Origin of the sequence: Stenotrophomonas sp. 22385 (genome assembly GCF_052045085.1) — a bacterium.
Lineage (GTDB): Bacteria > Pseudomonadota > Gammaproteobacteria > Xanthomonadales > Xanthomonadaceae > Stenotrophomonas.
In genome coordinates this window covers 1-19,147 of sequence record NZ_JBQEOG010000005.1, presented here as the reverse complement: position 1 = coordinate 19,147, position 19,147 = coordinate 1, and the positions used below count along the sequence as shown (strand labels likewise).

The following is a 19,147-nucleotide window of genomic DNA, read 5'->3' as shown; positions in this document are numbered from 1 at the left end:
CTTTTCAAATCGTAGAAACGAAAAAACCCAGCGCGGGGGCTGGGTTTTCCGAACAGACAGCACGAAGCTCCGGTTACCCAGCGAAAATGTGGGGTTCCGGTCGGCGGGCACGCGACGTCATGCCCGTAGCCATACGGGCGGCGCTGGTGTCGTGCTGGAAGTCGGTGAGTTTCATGGCCGCCCATCTTTGCATGTGACGGGGGAAAGGCGCAAGCCTGAATCTCGATTCAGGCGGGTAGGTAGCCACTGTCAGTGGCTACACGAATCTCAGGGATTTGCGGTGCTGCCCTGCTCGGCGCCCATCCACGGGGTGATGGAGACGCGGATCTTGAGCCGGTTGCCGGGGTCTTCGGGCAGGCGGGAGCGGTACTTGGTGCCCTTGTACACGTAGTCCACGTCGTAGGCGATGGGCCGGCGGAACTCGCGCCCGACCGGGATGATGCGGCAATCGCGGGTCAGCAGCGGGCCGTTGCTGGCCGCCGGGACTTCCACCACCGGCGCCATGTCCTCGGTGCTGCCGTCTTCACGCTTGAAGATGGAGCGCACCGAATCCATGAAACGGCCGAAGCGGCCCTTCTCTTCCTGTGGCTCTTCACCGGTGACGTTGACCGGGGCCAGGGTCCGGGTGGATACCGGTTCGCAGTGTTCTTCGGTGCGGGTAGCCCGCAGGATCTGGAACACCGGCTCCACGTTGAGCACCTGCGCGTAGTCGAACTTCACGTTCTCAACGATCACCACCCGGTTACGGACCTCGGCATCCTGGGCACGCGCCATGAAGGCGGCGCTCCCCAGCAGGCAGGTCAGCGTCAGCAACGAAGCGGATTTCATTGGCAACAGGAAAGTGGACAAGACGGATAGTGTAGGGAGTGCGTGGCACAAGGGGCTGAACATTACCCTTCCGCGACGCATCTGCCCATACCGGACCGTGTCGATTGCGAAATCCGGGGTAACGGGGTCCGTTCCGGAGCCGGCGCTGGGGCTCGATGTGATCTAAAATCGAGGGCTTGCCCCTACCCGGCCCGGCCCTACGCCCCCATGACCCTGCGCCTGCACAACAACCTGACACGCCAGCTCGAACCGTTCACCCCGCTCGATCCGACCTGTCCGACCCTGTATGTGTGCGGCCCCACGGTCTACAACTATGTCCATATCGGCAACGCCCGGGGCCCGGTGGTGTTCGGGGTGCTGGCCGACCTGCTGCGGCGCCGCTTCGGCGGGCTGCGCTACGCCCGCAACATCACCGACGTGGACGACAAGATCAACACGGCCGCGCGCGAGCAGGGGGTGCCGATTTCGGCCATCACCGACCGCTTCGCCGCCGCCTACCGTGAAGACATGGCCGCGCTGGGCGTGCTGCCACCGGATATCGAGCCGGAAGCCACCGCGCATATCCCGCACATCGTCACCATGATCGAGCAGCTGATCGCGGCTGGCCACGCCTACGCGGCCGAGGGTCATGTGCTGTTTTCGGTGTCCTCCTACCCCGACTACGGCAAGCTCTCGCGCCGCGACCCGGAGGAGATGCTGGCCGGGGCACGGGTGGATGTGGCCCCGTACAAGCGCGATCCGGGCGACTTCGTGCTGTGGAAGCCCTCCAGCGACGACCTGCCGGGCTGGGAATCGCCCTGGGGCCGGGGCCGGCCGGGTTGGCATATCGAGTGCTCGGCGATGGCGGCCGCCCACCTGGGCCCGACCATCGACATCCATGCCGGAGGCGTGGACCTGCAGTTCCCGCACCACGAGAACGAAATCGCGCAGAGCGAGTGCGCCCACGGCGGGCAGACCTTCGCGCGGTTCTGGCTGCACAACGGCATGCTCAACTTTGGCGGCGCCAAGATGAGCAAGTCGATCGGCAACATCGAGCGGGTCCACGATCTGGTCCGCCAGCACGCGCCGGAGGCGCTGCGGCTGGCGCTGCTGTCGGCTCATTACCGACAGCCGCTGGACTGGTCCGATGCGCTGATCGAGCAGTCGGTGCGTACCCTGGACCGGTTGTACGGCACCCTGCGCGACCTGGCCGACGTGGCTGCGACGCCGGCCATCCCGGCCGAGATCGAAGCCGCGCTGGACGACGACCTGAACACCCCGCAGGCACTGGCCGAGCTGGCTCGGCTGGGGGCGGAAGCGCGCCGCGCCGAACCGGCCGACAAGGCCCGCTGGAAATCGGCGTTGCTGGGCGCGGGTCGTGCGCTGGGACTGCTGCAGCAGGACCCGGCTGCGTGGTTTGGCACCAGCGGCGGCGACGCCGATGGTGACGCGCGCATCCAGGCGCTGATCGACGAGCGCGGGGCGGCCAAGCAGGCCCGCGACTTCGCCCGTTCCGATGCGATCCGCGACCAGCTGGCCGCAGAGGGCATCGTGCTGGAAGACACCGCGCAGGGCGTGCGCTGGTCGCGCAAGCGTTGAAAGGCCGCCCGACCAAGGGTCGGGCGTTACCGTCGGGTTGGCCCGACGTTCCGTGACAACTGTAGAGATGGCTGTGATCGATTCCCCGTTCCCGATTGAACCCACCGCTGCCGACGCGCAGGCCGCCATTGCCGAGGAATTCGCGTTCTTCGGCGACTGGTCCGAGCGTTACCAGTACCTGATCGACCTGGGTCGCAAGCTGCCGGTGTTTCCGGACGAGTGGAAAACCGAGGAGCACCGCCTGCTGGGCTGCCAGTCGATGGTGTGGATCGTGCCGGAAGGCAACGCCGCTACGCTGCGCTTCCATGCGATCAGTGATTCGGCCATCGTCTCGGGCCTGATTTACCTGGCGCTGCGCGTCTACTCCGGGCGTTCGGCGGCGGAGATCCTGGCCACCGAGCCGACCTACATCCAGGACATCGGGCTGTCCCGGCACCTGTCGCCGACCCGCAGCAACGGGGTGGCGGCGATGCTGGCCTTCATCCGCGAGACCGCACAGGCGCAGTCGGCGCCGTGAGTTCGCCGGCCCCTTCCGAGGCCGCCGACAGCGCGCTGGGCCTGCTCACGCGGCCGGGTTTTTCGCTGCTGCTGGCGTACCGCATCCTGGCGATGCTGTCCTACCAGATCGTGGCGGTCACGGTGGGCTGGCACATCTACGAAGTCACCCGCAACCCGTTCTCGCTGGGCCTGGTCGGGCTGGCCGAGGTGCTGCCGTTCTTCTGCGTGGCGCCGTTCGCGGGTTACCTGGTGGACCACCTGCCGCGCCGCCGGCTGGGCATGCTGGCGTGCAGCGGGCTGGTGCTCACGGCGGTGGTGCTGACGGCGGTTTCCGAAGGCTGGCTTCCGTTCCACGGGGTGTGGCCGATCTATGCCGCCGTGGCGATGACGGGCATGGTCCGCGCGTTCCTGTCGCCGATCTACAACGCGCTGTTCGCGCGGGTGCTGGAACGCCACCAGTTCGCGCGCGGCGCGGGGCTGGGCTCGGTGGTGTTCCAGGCGGGCATGGTGGTGGGCCCGGCGCTGGGCGGCGGGCTGGTGGCCTGGGGCGGCAAGAGCCTGTCCTACGGGGTGGCGGTGGCGGCGGCGCTGGGCGCACTGGGCTGCCTGGCAGCATTGCGGGTGTCCGAGCCGGTGCACACCGGGCCGGCGGCACCGATCTTCAGGAGCATCGCCGAGGGCGGCCGCTTCGTGCTGGGCAACCGGATCATGGTCGGCGCGATGGCGCTGGACATGTTCTCGGTGCTGTTGGGCGGAGTGGTGGCAATGCTGCCGGCATTCCTGCACGAGATCCTGCACCACGGGCCGGAAGGCCTGGGCATCCTGCGCGCGGCACCCGCATTGGGCTCGGTGTGCGTGGGGCTGTGGCTGGCCCGCCGGCCGCTGCAGCGCCATGCGGGCCGGGTGCTGTTGTTCGCGGTGGCCGGGTTCGGGCTGTGCGTGATCGGCTTCGGGCTCTCGCACAGCTTCTGGCTGTCGGCGGTGATCCTGCTGTTCTACGGGGCCTTCGACGGGGTGTCGGTGGTGATCCGTTCGACCATCCTGCAGCTGGCCACGCCGGAAGAAATGCGCGGGCGGGTGTCATCGATCAACGGCATTTTCATCAGCTCGTCGAACGAACTGGGCGCATTCTATGCGGGCACGATGGCCAAGCTGCTGGGCCTGGTGCCGGCGGTAGTGCTGGGCGGGTTCGCGGTGTTGAGCGTTGCCGGTATTACCGCCTGGAAGAACCCTACCCTGCGCCGGTTGAATCTGCGGGATCTGCAATAACTGAAGGCAACAAAAAACCCGGCCGAAGCCGGGTCTTCTGATTGCATCAACAACGACCGGAAATCAGTCGCCCTGCTGCTTCTGCAGGTGCTCCCAACGCTCCTGGGCGTCGATGGTGCGTTCGGCGGTCAGGCGCGCTTCGAGGCGGTCCAGGCCGATTTCTTCGCCGGTGTCCACGCAGAAGCCGTAGTCGCCGTCTTCCAGACGCTTGAGCGTGCTGTTGATCTTGCCGATCAGCTTGCGGTAACGGTCGCGGGTACGCAGTTCCAGCGAGTTTTCGGTCTCGCGGGTGGCGCGCTCGGCTTCGTCGCCGATGTCACGCACTTCTTCCTGCAGGTTGGCGATGGTCTGCTTGGATTCTTCGACCAGTTCATTGCGCCAATGCTGCAGGCGCTGGCGGAAATACTCCAGCTGCAGCGGGCTCATGTACTCCTCTTCCGCGCTCGGCTTGTAGCCGTCGGGAAGGATCGGACGACCCGTGGCTTCGTCGGTCTTGTACTCGACCACCTTCACCTTGGTCTTCGGGGCCGGGGCGGACGAGCGCGCTGCCACGGCAACGGCGACCTTGCCGATCGGACGCGACACGGGCTTGGGGGCGGATTCGGATTTCACGGGAGTTTTTGCAGGCGATTTCGAAACGGGCACGGGATTCTTGTTTTGCGGGGCTTTCGGCGCGGGGGCTGCCGCCACCGGCTTCGGCGCGGAGGCCGGAGCGGGAGCAGGCTTGGCCGCGGCCTTGGCCGGGACAGACTTGGCCGGCGCCGGCGGAGCCGGCTTCGGTGCGGACTTCACTACGGGTGCTGCAACCGGCTTGGCCGCCGGCTTGGCGGCCTTTACCGGCGTGGCCGGTGCAGGCTTGGCAACCGCTTTTTTCACCGGCGCAGTCTTGGCCACCGGTGTTACGGATTTCTTGGCCACGGGCTTGCTGGCGGGCGCGGCCTTTTTTGCCGGCGCCTTTGCGACGGGCTTTTTGGCCACGGCCTTCTTTACCGCCGGCTTGGGTGCCGGCTTGGCGGCGGCCTTTTTTACCGGAGGCTTGGCGACTGCCGCCTTTTTGGCAGGCGCCTTCTTGGCTGCCGCCTTCTTCACGGGTGCCGTCCTGGCCGCCGGTTGTCTGGATGCAGGCTTGCCCGCCGGCTTTGCGGCCGGTTTCTTGGCAACGGTCTTGGCCGCCAACTTCTTAGCAACAGGCTTGGCGGTTTTCTTGGCGGCCTTTACGGCCTTCTTTGCAGTTTTTTTAGCAGCCACGAAACGCTCTTCCTTGGTTTCCCCGGGGCCCGGGAAAGCGGGCCTTTATAGCCTACCCGACCAGCAGCAGCAACCACTCCGCCTACTCCGTTCAGCCGGAGAACACAGCGGCGTGTGGCCGCTCCCCCGCTTGGGCGGAACGACCTGCGCAGTTCGGAACCTGACCCGGCGATGGCGCCGGGGCGGCCCCGCCGCGCACCAGCGCGGACGGGTCCAACACCCCATCCTGCGACAAATGCGGCCTTCATGCCAACTGCTCTAAGATTGCGGGGTGATCTCCCACCTGCTCATTGCCCTGCTGCGCTTCTACAAGCGCTTCATCAGCCCGCTGCTCGGACCGCGCTGCCGGTTCATGCCGAGCTGTTCTGAATACGCCATGCAGGCCATCGCCACGCATGGCCCCGCGCGTGGCAGCTGGCTGGCCGCGCGCCGGCTGGGGCGCTGCCATCCCTTCCATCCCGGTGGCGTGGACGAGGTGCCGCCGCGCACCGGGCACGCCGATTGCCGCTGCACAGGAAAACACTGAAATGCCCTCCACGCTCATCGTCAACGCCCGCATGGTCAACGAAGGCCGCATCTTCGACGGCGACCTGCGCATCGAGAACGGCCGCATCGCGCAGATCGGCACCGGCCTGCAGGCGCAGGCCGGCGACACGGTGGTCGATGCCGCCGGTCGCTGGCTGCTGCCCGGGATGATCGACGACCAGGTGCACTTCCGCGAACCCGGCCTGACCCACAAGGGCGACATCGCCACCGAATCGGCTGCTGCGGTGGCCGGCGGCCTGACCAGCTTCATGGACATGCCCAACACCAATCCGCCGACGCTGAACGCGGCGGCGCTGCAGGCCAAATACGACAGTGCCGCTGGTCGCGCGCGCGCCAACTACGGCTTCTACATGGGCGCCAGCAACGACAACCTGGAAGACATCAAGGAGGTGGATCCGAAAGCCTCGCCCGGCATCAAGGTGTTCATGGGCGCCTCCACCGGCAACATGCTGGTGGATAACCCCGAAACGCTGGATGCGATCTTCGAGTTCGCGCCCACGCCGATCATCACGCACTGCGAAGACACGCCGATGATCGATGCCAAGGCGAAGGAATACGCCGAGAAGTACGGCGATGCGCTCAGCGCTGAACAGCACCCGGACATCCGCTCGCGCGAGGCCTGCCTGAAGTCGTCGAAGCTGGCGGTGGAACTGGCGAAGAAGCACGGCACCCGCCTGCACGTGCTGCACATCTCCACTGCCGACGAGCTGGCACTGTTCGAGAAGGGCCCGCTGATCCGCGCCGATGGCACCCGCAAGCAGATCACCGCCGAAACCTGCATCCACTTCCTGCGCTTTGACCGCACCGATTACGCGCGGCTGGGCAACCTGATCAAGTGCAACCCGGCAATCAAGGAAGTGAGCGACCGCGAGGCGCTGACGAAGGCCGTGGCCGACAACGTGATCGACGTGCTGGCGACCGACCACGCCCCGCACACCTGGGAAGAGAAGCAGAAGCCGTATGCGCAGGCACCCTCGGGCCTGCCGCTGGTGCAGTATGCGCTGGTGGCGGCGCTTGAGCTGGTGCACGAAGGCAAGCTGGAGATCACCCAGGTGGTGCAGAAGTTCGCGCACGCACCGGCGCAGCTGTTCGATGTAAGCCAGCGCGGTTACCTGCGCGAAGGCTACTGGGCCGACCTGGTGCTGGTGGAAGACGTACCGTTCACCGTGAAGCGCGAAGACGTGCTCTCCAAGTGCGCGTGGTCGCCGTTTGAGGGCATGACCTTCCGTTCGCGCGTGGCCTCGACCTGGGTCAACGGCCAGCTGGCCTGGGATGGCACGCAGCTGGTGGGCGCGCCGAATGGCCAGCGCATGAGCTACGACCGCTGATGCGGGCAACCATGTTGGGCTTGGGCCTGCTGGCCCTGGCCCCGATGGGCGCGATCGCCCTGCTGCCCTCGCCCGCCCAGGCCCAGGCCGACGCCCGCGTGGTGTTCCCGGCCAGCGCGTCGCAGGGTGCGATGGTGATCGGCAAGGTGCCGGCCGGCAGCGTGGTGCAGTACGCCGGCCGTACGTTGCGGGTGAGCGGCTACGGCAGCGTGGTGTTCGGGATCGGCCGCGATGAGAAGGGGCCGTTGCAGGTCCAGGTGCAGCGCCCCGATGGCGGCAGCGAAACGGTGAGCATCGCGGTGACCCCGCGTGACTGGCCGGTGGAGCGCGTCAACGGCGTGCCGCCCAAGACCGTGAACCCGCCGCCGGCGATTGCCGAGCGGATCAAACGCGAGCAGGCGCAGGTGACCGCGGCGCGCGCGCGCGATGATAACCGTGCTGATTTCGCCCAGGCGTTCGTCTGGCCGGTGCAGGGCCGCATCAGCGGCCGCTTCGGCAATGCGCGGGTGTACAACGGGCAGCCGGGTTCGGGGCATTCGGGAATGGATATCGCGGTGCCGACCGGCACTCCGGTGAAGGCACCGGCGGCCGGCGTGGTGACGTTTGCCGGGCCGGACCTGTACCTGACCGGCGGTACGTTGCTGCTGGATCACGGGTTCGGGATCAGTTCGAACTTCCTGCACCTGTCGCGGATCGACGTGAAGGTCGGCGACCGCGTCGAGCAGGGCCAGGTAATTGCCGCAGTCGGCGCGACCGGCCGTGCGACCGGTCCGCACCTGCATTGGGGCATGAACTGGTTCGACACACGCATCGACCCGCTGCTGGTGCTCGAACGCGGGAAGTAACCGGCGGCCCTTACCACCGGGGTGGGTAGGGTCGGTTCCCGAACGACCGCCGATACCGGCGCAACACCCGGTAACGCATGACCTCAAACGAAGGCGTCTTTCCGGCCGAGGTCATGCGTTCCAGCGCCGATCATCAGGGTCGGCAGTCGTTTGGGAACCGACTCTACCGTCGGCGCGTCACGCCCGGATGACGCGACAAACGACGCGACGCGTCAAATGCCCCGCGCTACACCCCAGCATCACCCCCGGGCCGCCCACCAGGTGCGCAACAGGGTGCGCAACGGGGTGGCCTTGATCTCGCGGCCCTGCGACCGGGCCTGCTGGCGCGCGCACGCCAGCGAGGCATACAGGCGGCGCGGTCGCGGGCCGGCCACGCGGGCCGGCCACTGCCGCAGCAGTTGCTGCGCCCAGCGCTGCGTGGCATCGCCACTCTCCTCCGCCAGCAACGAACGCGGCACTGCGGCCACGCCCACTTCATGCAGGCGCTGGGCCAAGGTCTGCAGCACCACGGGAGTGGCCACATCGCCACGCACCGGGGTGGCGAACATCACTGCTTCCACCGCCGCCACGGCGGCACCGTAGGCCTGCAGGGCGCGTTGCGCATGCGCCGGATCCACGGCCACTGCGCGCGCTTCAATCAGGTCCGGCAACGCCGCGGCCAACTCGCCCCACGGCGCCCGCACCGGCTCCAGCACGCGGCCCAACGGATGGCGCGAACGCTGCGCGGCCCAGCTGCGCAGCTCCTCGCCCCACCACGCCAGCTTGGCGTCGGCCGGCATCGGGTCGCCGGCGATGTTGAGGATGTCGTCGAATTCCTGCAGCAGCGCGAACCACGCCAGCACCAGGGTGCGCTGGGACTGGGCGATGAACGGTTCGGCCACCTGCCATTCCGGCCAGCGGGTCCGCCATTTGTCGAGGAAGCTGTCGAGGGCGGTGGAGGTGGACATTGCGGATTCCTTGTGGAGCGCGTATCGACCGACGGCCGATACCTGCCTGTGTTGTCTGGCGCGCGGTTTGACCGGCGTCAGAGTGATACGGCCGGCGTTACCGGCGGGCTGCGGGCCAGGCGTCAGCGTGCTGGAGTGCTTCGGGTTGTTCGACCATTGCCTCGGCGCCCCAGGCCAGCGGGTCGTCGGCGTCCAGGCGGTAACCCCACAGGGCAGCAACCGAGGCCATGCCCGCGGCATTGGCGGCGACGATGTCGCGCTCGTCGTCGCCGACGTAGATGCAGGCGCCCGGGTCGATGCCCATGCGCTCGGCCGCGGCCAGCAGCGGCAACGGGTGCGGCTTGCGCTGGGCCAGGGTGTCGCCGCCGATCAGGACCGCGCAGCGGGTTTCCCAGCCCAGCTGCGGCAGGATCAGCCGCGCCAGGTATTCGGGCTTGTTGGTGACGATGCCCCAGGCACAGCCTGAAGCCTCCAACGCGTCGAGCATGCCGGCCACGCCATTGAACAGCACCGCGTGCTGGCCGATCAGCGCTTCGTAGCGATCCAGGAACTCCGGCACCAGCGCATCGCGTGCCTCCTGCCCCAGTTCGGGGAACGCCACGGCCACCATTGCCCGCGATCCTTTCGACACCACCGGGCGCAGCGCGTCCAGCGGGATCGGAGCGCGGTCGCGTGCGGCCAGCATGGCGTTGGCGGTGGCCAACATGTCAGGCGCGCTGTCGAGCAGCGTGCCATCCAGGTCGAACAGAACCGCTTGCGGGAAACCGGACTCAGCCACGGTCGCCAGTGTCAGGCTTCACCGCGTGGGCCAGGTAGTTGATGTCGGTGCGCGTGCTCAGCCGCGCGCGGTTGCGCCACGGTTCGTAGGCCATGCCACTGACATCGCGCAGGGTGAAATCGGCCTCGCGCAGCCACTTGCCCAACTCGGACGGCTTGATGAAATCCTGATAGTGGTGCGTGCCCTTGGGCAACAGGCGCGCGATGTATTCGGCACCGACAATGGCCACGGCAAATGCGGCCGGGGTGCGGTTGACCGTGGACAGGAACAGCTGGCCGCCGGGCTTGAGCAGGCGGTGGCAGGCGGCGATGATCGCGCCCGGGTCCGGCACGTGTTCCAGCATTTCCATGCAGGTCACCACATCGAAGCTGCCCGGCTGTTCGGCAGCCAGGTCTTCGGCAGCCTGCAGGCGGTAGTCGACGGTGACGCCCGACTCCAGACCATGCAGGCGGGCGACCTTGACCAGCTCCGGGGCCAGGTCGATGGCGGTCACGTCCGCGCCGGACTGGGCCAGGGCTTCGCTGAGCAGGCCACCGCCGCACCCGATGTCGAGCACGCGCGCACCGCGCAGCGTGACCCGGTCTGCAACGTACTTCAGGCGCACCGGGTTCAGCGCATGCAGCGGCTTCTGCGGGCCGTCAGCGTCCCACCAGCGGTTGGCGAGCGCGGCGAACTTGTCCAGTTCGGCCTGGTCGTAATTGGTGGAAGCGTGGGGGGCGTTCATGGTTGTCCTTTTCGCGCCTCAGGCGCGGATGTGACGAATGCGCTCGCGCCACTGGCGGGCGTTGGCGACGATGGCCGCGGTATCCATGCCGACCAGCTCGCGCTGGACCAGCTTGGGCTGCCCGGCAATCCAGACATCGCTGACCTGGTGGCGACCGGCGGCATACACCAGCTGCGAGAGCACGTGGTGCAGCGGCTGGGTTTCCAGCGCCGACAGGTCCACGCAGACCAGATCGGCCTGCTTGCCCACTTCGATCGAGCCGATGCGGTCGCCGAAGCCCAGCGCGCGTGCACCGCCCAGGGTGGCCGCACGCAGCGTGGTGGCCGCGTCCAGCGCGGTGGCGTCGTTGGCCACTGCCTTGGCCAGGATCGCCGCGGTGCGGTTTTCGCTGAACATGTCCAGGTCGTTGTTGCTGGCGCAGCCATCGGTGCCGATCGCCAGGTTGACCCCCGCGCGCTGCAGGGCGCAGGCCGGGCAGAACCCGGAGGCCAGCTTGAGGTTGGATTCGGGGCAATGCACCACGCTCACGCCGCGTTCGGCGCAGAGGTGGATTTCCGCTTCGGTCAGCTGGGTCATGTGCACCGCGATCAGGCGGTCGTTGACCAGGCCCAGGCGGTCCAGCCGCGCCAGCGGGCGCTGGCCGTGCAGCTTGATCGAATCGCTGATTTCCTGCGCGGTTTCATGCGTGTGCAGGTGCACCTGCATGTCCAGCTGGTCGGACAGCATGCGCACGCGTTCGAAATTGGCGTCGTTGACGGTGTACGGCGCGTGCGGGGCGAACGAGGTGCCGATCAGCGGGTCGTTCCGCCACTGGTCGTGCAGCTCGCCGGCCTTGGCGAAGTACTCGTCGTCGGTCTTGGCCCAGGCGGTGGGGAAATCGATGATCACCGCGCCGACCAGCGCACGGAAGCCGTGCTGCTTGTAGACCGCCGCCTGGACGTCGGCGAAGAAGTAGTTTTCGTTGGCGCAGGTGGTGCCACCGCGCAGCATTTCGGCGATGGCCAGGGTGGTGCCGTCGGCGACGAATTCCGGGCCGATCACCGCCGCTTCCACCGGCCAGATGTGCTGCTGCAGCCACACCATGAGCGGCAGGTCGTCGGCCACGCCGCGCAGCAGCGTCATCGGGTTGTGCGTGTGGGCGTTGACCAGGCCGGGCATCAGCGCCGCATCCGGCCGCGACACCACCTGGCAGGCGCTGAAGCGCGCGCGCGCTTCGGCGCGCGGCAGGATCGCCACGATTTCGCTGCCGCGCACGGCCACGGCATGGTCTTCCAGCACCACCGCATGCGGTTCGATCGGGACCACGTAACCCGCTTCGATGAGCAGATCACAGGGTTCGGGAATGCGGTTGGTGTCGGTCATGCGGTCTCGCTTTGAGTGCCGGTGATCCGACGATGCGGGATCACCGCGATGTGCGGGTGGGTAGCGCCGTCCACAGGCCGGTCCAGGCGGTGCGAGGGCCGACCAGCAGTCGGCGCTACCGTAATGCGACCTCTGGCCGCATTACTTGCCGGCGCGGGCCGAATACTCGCCCGAGCGGGTGTCGACCTTGATGATTTCATCCTGGTTGACGAACAGCGGCACGCGGACCACGGCGCCGGTTTCGAGGGTGGCCGGCTTGCCACCGCCGCCGGAGGTGTCGCCACGTACGCCCGGATCGGTCTCGGTGATCTTCAGTTCGACGAAATTCGGCGGCTGCACGAAGATCGGTTCGCCGTTCCACAGGGTCACGATGCAGGATTCTTCGCCCTTCAGCCACTTCTCGGCGCCGCCCATGCCCGACTTCGTGGCCTGGACCTGTTCGAAGGATTCCGGGTCCATGAAGTGCCAGTACTCGCCGTCGGTGTACATGTAATTCATGTTGGTATCGACGACGTCGGCCTTCTCCACGTCGTCGGTGGCCTTCATGGTCATTTCGACCACGCGGCCGGACTTGATGAAACGGTACTTGATGCGGGTGAACGCCTGGCCCTTGCCCGGCTTGACGTACTCGGTCTCGGTAATGACCGCCGGTTCATTGTTGACCAGGATCTTCATACCGGTCTTGACGTCGTTCATGCCAACAGTGGCCATGCTGAAACTCCTGAATGGGCAAACGCCGCGCAGGCGCGGCGAGCCGGATAGAATGGGAAGGCTTTCCCTATGATAACCGCAGGCCCCCTTTCCATGCAGCTCTCCGCCACGCCCCTGCCCTCCCCTGTCCGCTGGCAGCAGCTGTGGCGCGAGGCGGTGCGCGACCCCCGGGCCCTGCTGGAGCAGCTGGGGCTGGACCCGGATGCGTTGCCGCTATCGGTCGAGGCTGCCGGACAGTTCGCGCTGCGGGTGCCACAGGGCTTCATTGCGCGCATGCGCCACGGCGACCGCCACGACCCACTGTTGCGCCAGGTGCTGCCGGTCACCGACGAGCTGCAGCATGCCCCGGGTTTCACCCTGGATGCGGTCGGCGACGGGCTGGCGCGCAAGGCTACCGGGGTGATCCAGAAGTACCAGGGCCGCGCCCTGCTGGTGACCACCGGCAGCTGCGCGATCAACTGCCGCTACTGCTTCCGCCGGCATTTCGATTACGGCACCGAGAACGCGGCCCGCGAGGGCTGGCGCGAGGCGGTGGATGCCATTGCCCGGGACCCGGGCATCGACGAGGTGATCCTGTCCGGCGGTGACCCGTTGTCGCTGGCCACCCACAAGCTGGTGGAGCTGACCCAGGCGCTGAAGCAGATTCCGCACCTGCGCCGCCTGCGCATCCACAGCCGGCTGCCGGTGGTGCTGCCCGAACGCGTGGACGAGGAACTGGTGCAGTGGATCGCCGCCCTGCCCTGGCCGGTGGCATTCGTGATCCATGCCAATCACGCCAACGAATTCGATGCATCGGTGGACGCGGCCATGGCGCGCCTGCGCGGTGCCGGCGCTACCCTGCTGAACCAGGCGGTGCTGCTGCGCGGGGTAAACGATTCGCTGCAGGCGCTGCAGGACCTGAGCGAGCGCAGTTTTGCCGCGGGCGTGCTGCCGTATTACCTGTACCAGGTGGACAGGGTGCAGGGCGTGGCGCATTTCGAGGTGGACGATGCCACGGCCAGATCGCTGCACGCGCAGCTGACGGCGCGGTTGTCGGGGTACCTGGTACCGAAGCTGGTGCGGGAAATTTCGGGCGATTCCAGCAAACGGCCGGTCTAGGGTTCCGATTGACACGCAATCCACGCGGCGAACGCAACCCGCCGAAAAAAAGCGAAGCGCGACGCTGCGGGTAGGTGACGACCGTTGGTCGTCACGCCTTCACCGTCCCGATTCGATCATCTCGACGACGTCGGTGGCCGTGATCGGCACGCTCAGCCAATAGCCCTGCGCCAGATCGCAGCCGCGCTGGCTCAGCAGGTCGAACTGCACTTCCTGTTCGATGCCTTCGGCCACCACAGTGATGCCCAGCGCGTGGGCCATGGCGATGATCGCCGTGGTCAGGGCCAGGTCGTCCGGGTCGCGCTGCATGTCGGCCACGAAGCTCTTGTCGATCTTCACCCCGTCCACCGGCACCTGGCGCAGGTGGCTCAGGCCGGAGAAACCGGTGCCGAAATCATCCAGCCACACCTTCACGCCCGTGCGGTGGAGCTTGTCCAGCAGCGCCGCAGCCAGCATCTCATCGCCGATCACCGCCGTTTCTGTCAGCTCCAGGTGCAGGCGCGAGGCCGGCAGGCCGGTGTCGCGCAGGCAGTCGGCCACCAGCGTGGGCAGCTCACCTCCGCGCAGCTGGCGCGGGGATACGTTGACCGACACGAACATGCCTTCGCCATCGGACGAGTGCGGCCACTGCACCGCCTCCATGCACGCCGCGCGCAGCACCTTCGGACCGATCACTTCGATCAGGCCGCTCTGTTCGGCCACTTCGATGAACACCGACGGCGGAATGGTGCCCAGCGTGGGGTGCTGCCAGCGCAGCAGCACCTCCACCCCGACCATGCGGCGGTCGCGGGTGCGGAAGATGGGCTGGTAAACCAGGCGCAGCTCGCCGCGCTCCCAGGCGCCGCGCAGTTCCTGTTCCATGTGCACGCGGCGTTCCACCGCATGGTCCATGGCACGGCTGTAATAGCGGTAGCAGTTCTTGCCCGCGACCTTGGCCTGGTACATGGCGATGTCGCCATTCTTCAGCAGCGTGGTCGCATCGGCGGCATCGTCCGGGAACAGGGTCACGCCGATCGACGTGCCCAGGAACAGCTCCCGGCCCTGCACCACCAACGGCTTGCTCAGCTCGCGGACCAGGATTTCAGCGAGCTGGCGCGCGCTCGCGGCAACGTCGCCGTCACCGATCAGGATCACGAACTCATCGCCGCCGAAGCGTGCCAACAGCGCTTCGTCGCCACCGGCCTGGGCCACGGCCGCGCTGATACGCTGGGCGAACTGCAGCAGCGCCTCATCGCCGGCCTCATGGCCGAGCGTGTCGTTGACGCGCTTGAAGTCGTCCATGTCGGCGAACAACAGGGCCAATCGGTGGTTGGAGGCGCGCGCGGCCATCAGCCGATGGTCCAGCGCCTCGCGGAATGCCAGCCGGTTGGTCAGGCCGGTCAGTGCATCGGTATAGGCCATGTGGCGTACTTCGCGGTCGTGGCGCGCAATCGCCTCGCTCATCCGACCGAATGCGCGCACCAGCTCGCCCACTTCATCCTGGCGACTGCTGTTGCTCAGCTGCGGGCGGTAGTCGCCGGCCTCGATCTGGCGCGCCGCGGCGGCCAGCCCCCGGATCGGGCCGACCAGCGTTCGCTGCACATACACGATGACCACCACGCCGATCACCAGCAGCAGGCCCAGCATCAACAGCAGCCAGCCCAGGTGCCGCTTGCCGACCTGCTGCAGGCGCTCGCCCAGGGTCAGGTTGGCCCGCTGCTCCATGGCCTGCACGTCATCCAGCGCCATGCCGACCCGGACGCCGCCGATGCGCTGGTTGCCGATCATGATGGGCATGGCGTTGTCGAGCACCTTGGGCGACTGCTGCACCACCAGCTTGCGCGCGCCCACCGCGCCGGGGGCCAGCGGATCTTCCATGGGGCGACCGAAATCGATCACTTCGGCCGAGCCGTCGTGGATCAGCCTGCCGTCCTCGTCAAATACCAGCACGTAGCGCACCACCTGCTGCCGCGAGGTATTGCGCACCAGCGCACCCACCTGGGCCAGGTCGTTGTAGTACAGCGGGTTGGCCAACGCATCGGACAGCTCGCGTGCCAGCGCCTCGCCGCGGCTGCGCACGCTGCGGTCGAACAGTTCGTGGATGACGCTGCCGCTGAGGTGCTTGACCTCGTCCTGCATCGCTGCCTGGCGCCCAAGCACCACGGCTACGATCGCCACCACCACCACCATTGCCCCGCCCATCGCCAACACAAAACGGGACTGCATTCCGGAACCCAACGGCCTCATTCCACTTCCATCCGCACGCGTGTAAGACCCTGTTTCAATTCATCCAAACGGTGCTGCATCTGCGCATCGACCCGATGGAACCCGGACGTACCAAAAAACTTCTCGAGCGCATCCTGCGCCTCCGGATCCGAGGCGGCATCCAGCAACACCTGCTGCAACCTGTCCCGCACTTTCGGGTCCAGCCCTGCCCGCACCATTTCCACTGCGCGCGGATACGGCTCGGTTCGGTGGATGGCGCGGAAATCCCGGCGGAACGCAGCCGGGATCCGGTGCGGATCGGCCCAGTCCACGCTGCTGACCGCACCAGCGTCCACCATGCCCTTGTGCACGAACGTGGCGATGTTTGCCTCCGACCGCGCGAACACATATCCCACCGTATCAGGCGCGGCCGCATCGCGCGCCGACAGCAGGATCTCCGGGGTCAGCCCGTTCTGCAACAGGGTCATCACGGGTACCAGGTAGGCGCTGGTGGACGCCACGTTCTGCAGGGCCAGGGTGCGGCCCTTGAGATCGGCCAGGGACGTGACCGGGCTCTCGCGGCGTACGAAGAACACGGTCTGGTAGTCGCGCACGCCGCTGCGTTCGGTCAGCAGCAGGGGCTGGGCGCCGCTGCGCAGGCCCAGGTTGACGGCGGCGCCGGAGGTTTCGGTCACCCAGTCGACCCGGCCACGGCGCAGGTAGCTGGCCATCTGCTGCGCATCGGGCGCCATCAGGATGCGGCCTTCGGTGATACCGACGTCACGCATGCGCGGGACGACGTAGTCGAGCAGGGGTTGCAGTTGCGCATAGTGTGACTTGGGGTTGTCGCTGATCCGGCCAAGCACGAGTACGGTCCCCGGTTCGGCAGGGTCCGTGCCGGCGGCGCCGGGACCGGCCGCTGCGGTACCGACCATCATGACGATGGCCAGCCACAGCAACCCTCCCTGCAACAGCCCTCGCAGTGCCGGCAATCCCATTCGCTCCCCCCAAGGAATCGAAACAGCCTACCCGAAAAAATGAGACGTGCGTCAGGTCATTCCGGTTTGGCGTTCGCCAATCGGGCCATCCGTTGGGCGTCGGCCAGAATGCCGCGCAACAGGCGCACTTCCTGTTCGCTCAGTTCGGTACGCAGGAACAGCCGGCGCAGCTTGCGCATGGCCGAGTCCGGGGCGCGCCCCTTGTGGAAATCGATCTCGTCCAGGGTCTGGCCCAGCTGGCCGAACAGGCCTTCCACCTGGGCATGGCTGGCCGGTTGTTCACGGTGTTCAGGATCGGCAGGCGCGGCCGCCTCCACTCCGCCCAGGCTGGCCATGCGCAGTTCATACGCCAGCACCTGCACGGCCGCGGCCAGGTTCAGCGAACTGAATTCCGGGTTCGAGGGAATATGCACGGCCAGGTGGCACAGCTGCAGTTCTTCATTGGTCAGGCCGGTGCGCTCCCGGCCAAACACGAACGCCACTTCGCCATCAGCCTCGGCCGCCTTGGCCAGGGCGCGCTGGGCGGCCGTGCCAGGCAGCAGTTCTTCAAGCTGCACCCGCCGGGCGCGGGCGGTGCAGCCCAGTACCAGCCGGCAATCGGCCACGGCGTCGGCCAGCGTGGCGACCACGGGGGCATCGCCGAGCACGTCCTCGGCGCCGGCGGAGCGGCGGAAGGCCTCTTCGTCCAGCGGCTTTTCGGGGGCCACCAGCACGAGCCGGCCCAGGCCCATGGTCTTCATGGCACGGGCGGCGGCGCCCATGTTGCCGGGGTGCTGGGTGCCCACGAGGACGAAACGGATGCGGGAAGATGCGGATTCAGTGGACATGAACGGGCCAAACGCGAGCAGGACAGTCACAAATGGTAAACTGTGCGGCCGGCCTCTGCGCCGGGACCGCTCTTTTCCCCCGCCAGTACCCCCTACTCTGCCTTTCCGGGAGCTTTTCGCCATGCAGAAACCCGCCGTCACCGTCATGGTCAAGGCCGCCCGCCTCGCCGGCAACGTCCTGTTGCGCAACATCAACAAGCTCGAGGCGTTGAACGTCGTGCAGAAGGGGCGCATGGACTATGCCAGTGAAGTCGATGCGGATGCGGAAAAGGTGATCGTCAAGGAACTCAAGCGCGCCTATCCCGAGTACGGGATCATGGGCGAGGAAGGCGGCGTGCAGGCCGTCAACCGCTACATGTGGGTGATCGACCCGCTCGACGGCACCAGCAACTATCTCCGCGGCTTCCCGCACTATTGCGTTTCCATCGCCCTGGTCGAAAACGGCGAGCCGATCGACGCGGTGATCTTCGACCCGCTCCGCAATGAACTGTTCACCGCCAGCCGTGGCGCCGGCGCGGTGCTGAACGACCGCCGCATCCGCGTGGCCGACCGCAAGGACCTGGCCGGCGCGATGATCCACACCGGCTTTGCCCCGCGCGAACGCAACCGCACCAGCGCCCAGCTGAAGGCAGTGGACGCGCTGCTAGTCCAGGCCGAAGACGTGCGTCGCACCGGTTCGGCCGCGCTGGACCTGGCCTACGTGGCCTGCGGTCGCGCCGACGCCTACTTCGAAGCGGGCGTGAAAGCCTGGGACATCGCCGCCGGCGTACTGCTGGTCCGCGAGGCCGGCGGCCGCGTCTGCGACTTCAAGGGCGCCACCCCGGGCCGCATGGACAGCCGTGGCCCGGAAACGCAGCAGATCGTCGCTGGCAACGTGAAGAACACCGACATCCTGCAGAAGGTGCTGGTCAACACGGGCTACGCCGCTGAGTTCGACGCGAAGTTCTGATCGGTTCGGATGTGAGATTCAAGCGACGGCGCCTTCGGGCGCCGTTTTTCGTTTGGGTCTGCGCGTAGAGCCGTTGGCTGTTTGGTTGTTCCTGCGCGGGCGAGGGCGGGGATGCCCTGGCCGGACACGCGTGAACCCATCCATGGGGCTTATCGCGGCATCCATGCCGCTCAAAGTCCGGCCAGGGCATCCCCGCCCTCGCCCCCTCAGTTCTCTGCGGCGACCGGACACAAGATCAAAAGCATTGGCCCGGCACATTCGGGTTACCGCTCAGCCACGCATGGCGTGGCTCTACTGCGCAACAAGTCGCTCGACCCAACGCCATCTGCCGTTGATTTCCTGTCCGCCGTCGTATTCCGTCTGGGGAGCGGGGTGGAGGGGGTAGCGGGGCTTTGAGCAGCATGGATGCTGCGATAAGCCCCATGGATG

At 67.2% G+C, this 19,147-nt stretch carries 18 protein-coding genes; 8 read left to right on the top strand and 10 right to left on the bottom strand.

The window, feature by feature from the left end; all coding sequences use genetic code 11:
- Positions 1-267: 267 nt before the first annotated feature.
- Positions 268-828, bottom strand: a complete 561-nt coding sequence (locus ACTJI4_RS10140; protein ID WP_440869279.1) for a hypothetical protein — start codon at positions 826-828, stop codon at positions 268-270.
- Positions 829-1,035: 207 nt separating this feature from the next.
- Between ACTJI4_RS10140 and cysS the strand changes: the two genes are divergently transcribed.
- The 3 genes from cysS (at position 1,036) to ACTJI4_RS10125 (ending at position 4,173) form a co-directional block, all read left to right on the top strand.
- A complete protein-coding gene (gene cysS, locus ACTJI4_RS10135) occupies positions 1,036-2,406 on the top strand; it encodes a cysteine--tRNA ligase (protein WP_440869278.1) in 1,371 nt (456 codons plus the stop codon).
- A 73-nt stretch (positions 2,407-2,479) separates the two neighbouring features.
- Complete coding sequence (locus ACTJI4_RS10130) at positions 2,480-2,923, top strand: SufE family protein (protein ID WP_392922009.1); 444 nt, start codon at positions 2,480-2,482, stop codon at positions 2,921-2,923.
- The gene (locus ACTJI4_RS10125) at positions 2,920-4,173 is read left to right on the top strand and encodes an MFS transporter (protein ID WP_440869277.1); all 1,254 of its coding nucleotides are present in this window, start codon (positions 2,920-2,922) and stop codon (positions 4,171-4,173) included. The genes ACTJI4_RS10130 and ACTJI4_RS10125 overlap by 4 nt, the downstream gene beginning before the upstream one ends.
- Before the next feature lie 63 nt (positions 4,174-4,236).
- Here ACTJI4_RS10125 and dksA read toward each other — a convergent pair whose 3' ends face one another.
- On the bottom strand, positions 4,237-5,421 hold the full coding sequence (gene dksA, locus ACTJI4_RS10120; RefSeq protein WP_440869276.1) for an RNA polymerase-binding protein DksA: 1,185 nt from the start codon (positions 5,419-5,421) through the stop codon (positions 4,237-4,239).
- A gap of 271 nt (positions 5,422-5,692) precedes the next feature.
- Here dksA and yidD point away from each other — a divergent pair, with 271 nt between their 5' ends.
- Genes yidD through ACTJI4_RS10105 form a run of 3 tightly spaced genes read left to right on the top strand, consistent with a single transcriptional unit; the run spans position 5,693 to position 8,140 of the window.
- On the top strand, positions 5,693-5,947 hold the full coding sequence (yidD, locus tag ACTJI4_RS10115) for a membrane protein insertion efficiency factor YidD (protein WP_184126588.1): 255 nt from the start codon (positions 5,693-5,695) through the stop codon (positions 5,945-5,947).
- 1 nt (position 5,948) lies between these two features.
- A complete protein-coding gene (locus ACTJI4_RS10110; protein ID WP_440869275.1) occupies positions 5,949-7,295 on the top strand; it encodes a dihydroorotase in 1,347 nt (448 codons plus the stop codon).
- Positions 7,295-8,140 carry a M23 family metallopeptidase gene (locus ACTJI4_RS10105; protein ID WP_440869274.1) on the top strand — a complete coding sequence of 282 codons (846 nt, stop codon included), beginning with the start codon at positions 7,295-7,297 and terminating at the stop codon, positions 8,138-8,140. The genes ACTJI4_RS10110 and ACTJI4_RS10105 overlap by 1 nt, the downstream gene beginning before the upstream one ends.
- Before the next feature lie 239 nt (positions 8,141-8,379).
- On the opposite strand, the gene ACTJI4_RS10100 is transcribed toward ACTJI4_RS10105, so the two are convergent.
- The 5 genes from ACTJI4_RS10100 to efp form a co-directional block, all read right to left on the bottom strand.
- Positions 8,380-9,087, bottom strand: a complete 708-nt coding sequence (locus tag ACTJI4_RS10100; RefSeq protein ID WP_440869273.1) for a squalene/phytoene synthase family protein — start codon at positions 9,085-9,087, stop codon at positions 8,380-8,382.
- A 97-nt stretch (positions 9,088-9,184) separates the two neighbouring features.
- Entirely contained in the window at positions 9,185-9,865 is a 681-nt protein-coding gene (locus tag ACTJI4_RS10095; RefSeq protein WP_440869272.1) for a phosphoglycolate phosphatase, read from the bottom strand.
- On the bottom strand, positions 9,858-10,589 hold the full coding sequence (ubiG, locus tag ACTJI4_RS10090; RefSeq protein ID WP_440869271.1) for a bifunctional 2-polyprenyl-6-hydroxyphenol methylase/3-demethylubiquinol 3-O-methyltransferase UbiG: 732 nt from the start codon (positions 10,587-10,589) through the stop codon (positions 9,858-9,860). Before ubiG ends, ACTJI4_RS10095 begins: the two co-directional genes overlap by 8 nt.
- Positions 10,590-10,607: 18 nt before the next feature.
- On the bottom strand, positions 10,608-11,951 hold the full coding sequence (locus ACTJI4_RS10085) for a TRZ/ATZ family hydrolase (protein WP_440869270.1): 1,344 nt from the start codon (positions 11,949-11,951) through the stop codon (positions 10,608-10,610).
- A 141-nt stretch (positions 11,952-12,092) separates the two neighbouring features.
- Positions 12,093-12,662: an elongation factor P gene (efp, locus tag ACTJI4_RS10080; RefSeq protein WP_392921221.1), complete on the bottom strand. Its 570-nt coding sequence runs from the start codon at positions 12,660-12,662 to the stop codon at positions 12,093-12,095.
- A 93-nt stretch (positions 12,663-12,755) separates the two neighbouring features.
- On the opposite strand from efp, the gene epmB reads away from it, so the two are divergent.
- Positions 12,756-13,760: an EF-P beta-lysylation protein EpmB gene (gene epmB / locus ACTJI4_RS10075; protein WP_440869269.1), complete on the top strand. Its 1,005-nt coding sequence runs from the start codon at positions 12,756-12,758 to the stop codon at positions 13,758-13,760.
- Between the two features lie 99 nt (positions 13,761-13,859).
- On the opposite strand, the gene ACTJI4_RS10070 is transcribed toward epmB, so the two are convergent.
- Genes ACTJI4_RS10070 through ACTJI4_RS10060 form a run of 3 tightly spaced genes read right to left on the bottom strand, consistent with a single transcriptional unit; the run spans position 13,860 to position 17,769 of the window.
- Positions 13,860-15,986: a putative bifunctional diguanylate cyclase/phosphodiesterase gene (locus tag ACTJI4_RS10070; protein ID WP_440869268.1), complete on the bottom strand. Its 2,127-nt coding sequence runs from the start codon at positions 15,984-15,986 to the stop codon at positions 13,860-13,862.
- Entirely contained in the window at positions 15,983-16,942 is a 960-nt protein-coding gene (locus tag ACTJI4_RS10065; protein WP_392921213.1) for a phosphate/phosphite/phosphonate ABC transporter substrate-binding protein, read from the bottom strand. Before ACTJI4_RS10065 ends, ACTJI4_RS10070 begins: the two co-directional genes overlap by 4 nt.
- A gap of 56 nt (positions 16,943-16,998) precedes the next feature.
- Positions 16,999-17,769, bottom strand: a complete 771-nt coding sequence (locus ACTJI4_RS10060) for an RNA methyltransferase (RefSeq protein ID WP_392921210.1) — start codon at positions 17,767-17,769, stop codon at positions 16,999-17,001.
- A gap of 121 nt (positions 17,770-17,890) precedes the next feature.
- Here ACTJI4_RS10060 and ACTJI4_RS10055 point away from each other — a divergent pair, with 121 nt between their 5' ends.
- Positions 17,891-18,718 carry an inositol monophosphatase family protein gene (locus ACTJI4_RS10055; RefSeq protein WP_392921207.1) on the top strand — a complete coding sequence of 276 codons (828 nt, stop codon included), beginning with the start codon at positions 17,891-17,893 and terminating at the stop codon, positions 18,716-18,718.
- The last annotated feature ends 429 nt before the right edge of the window (positions 18,719-19,147 follow it).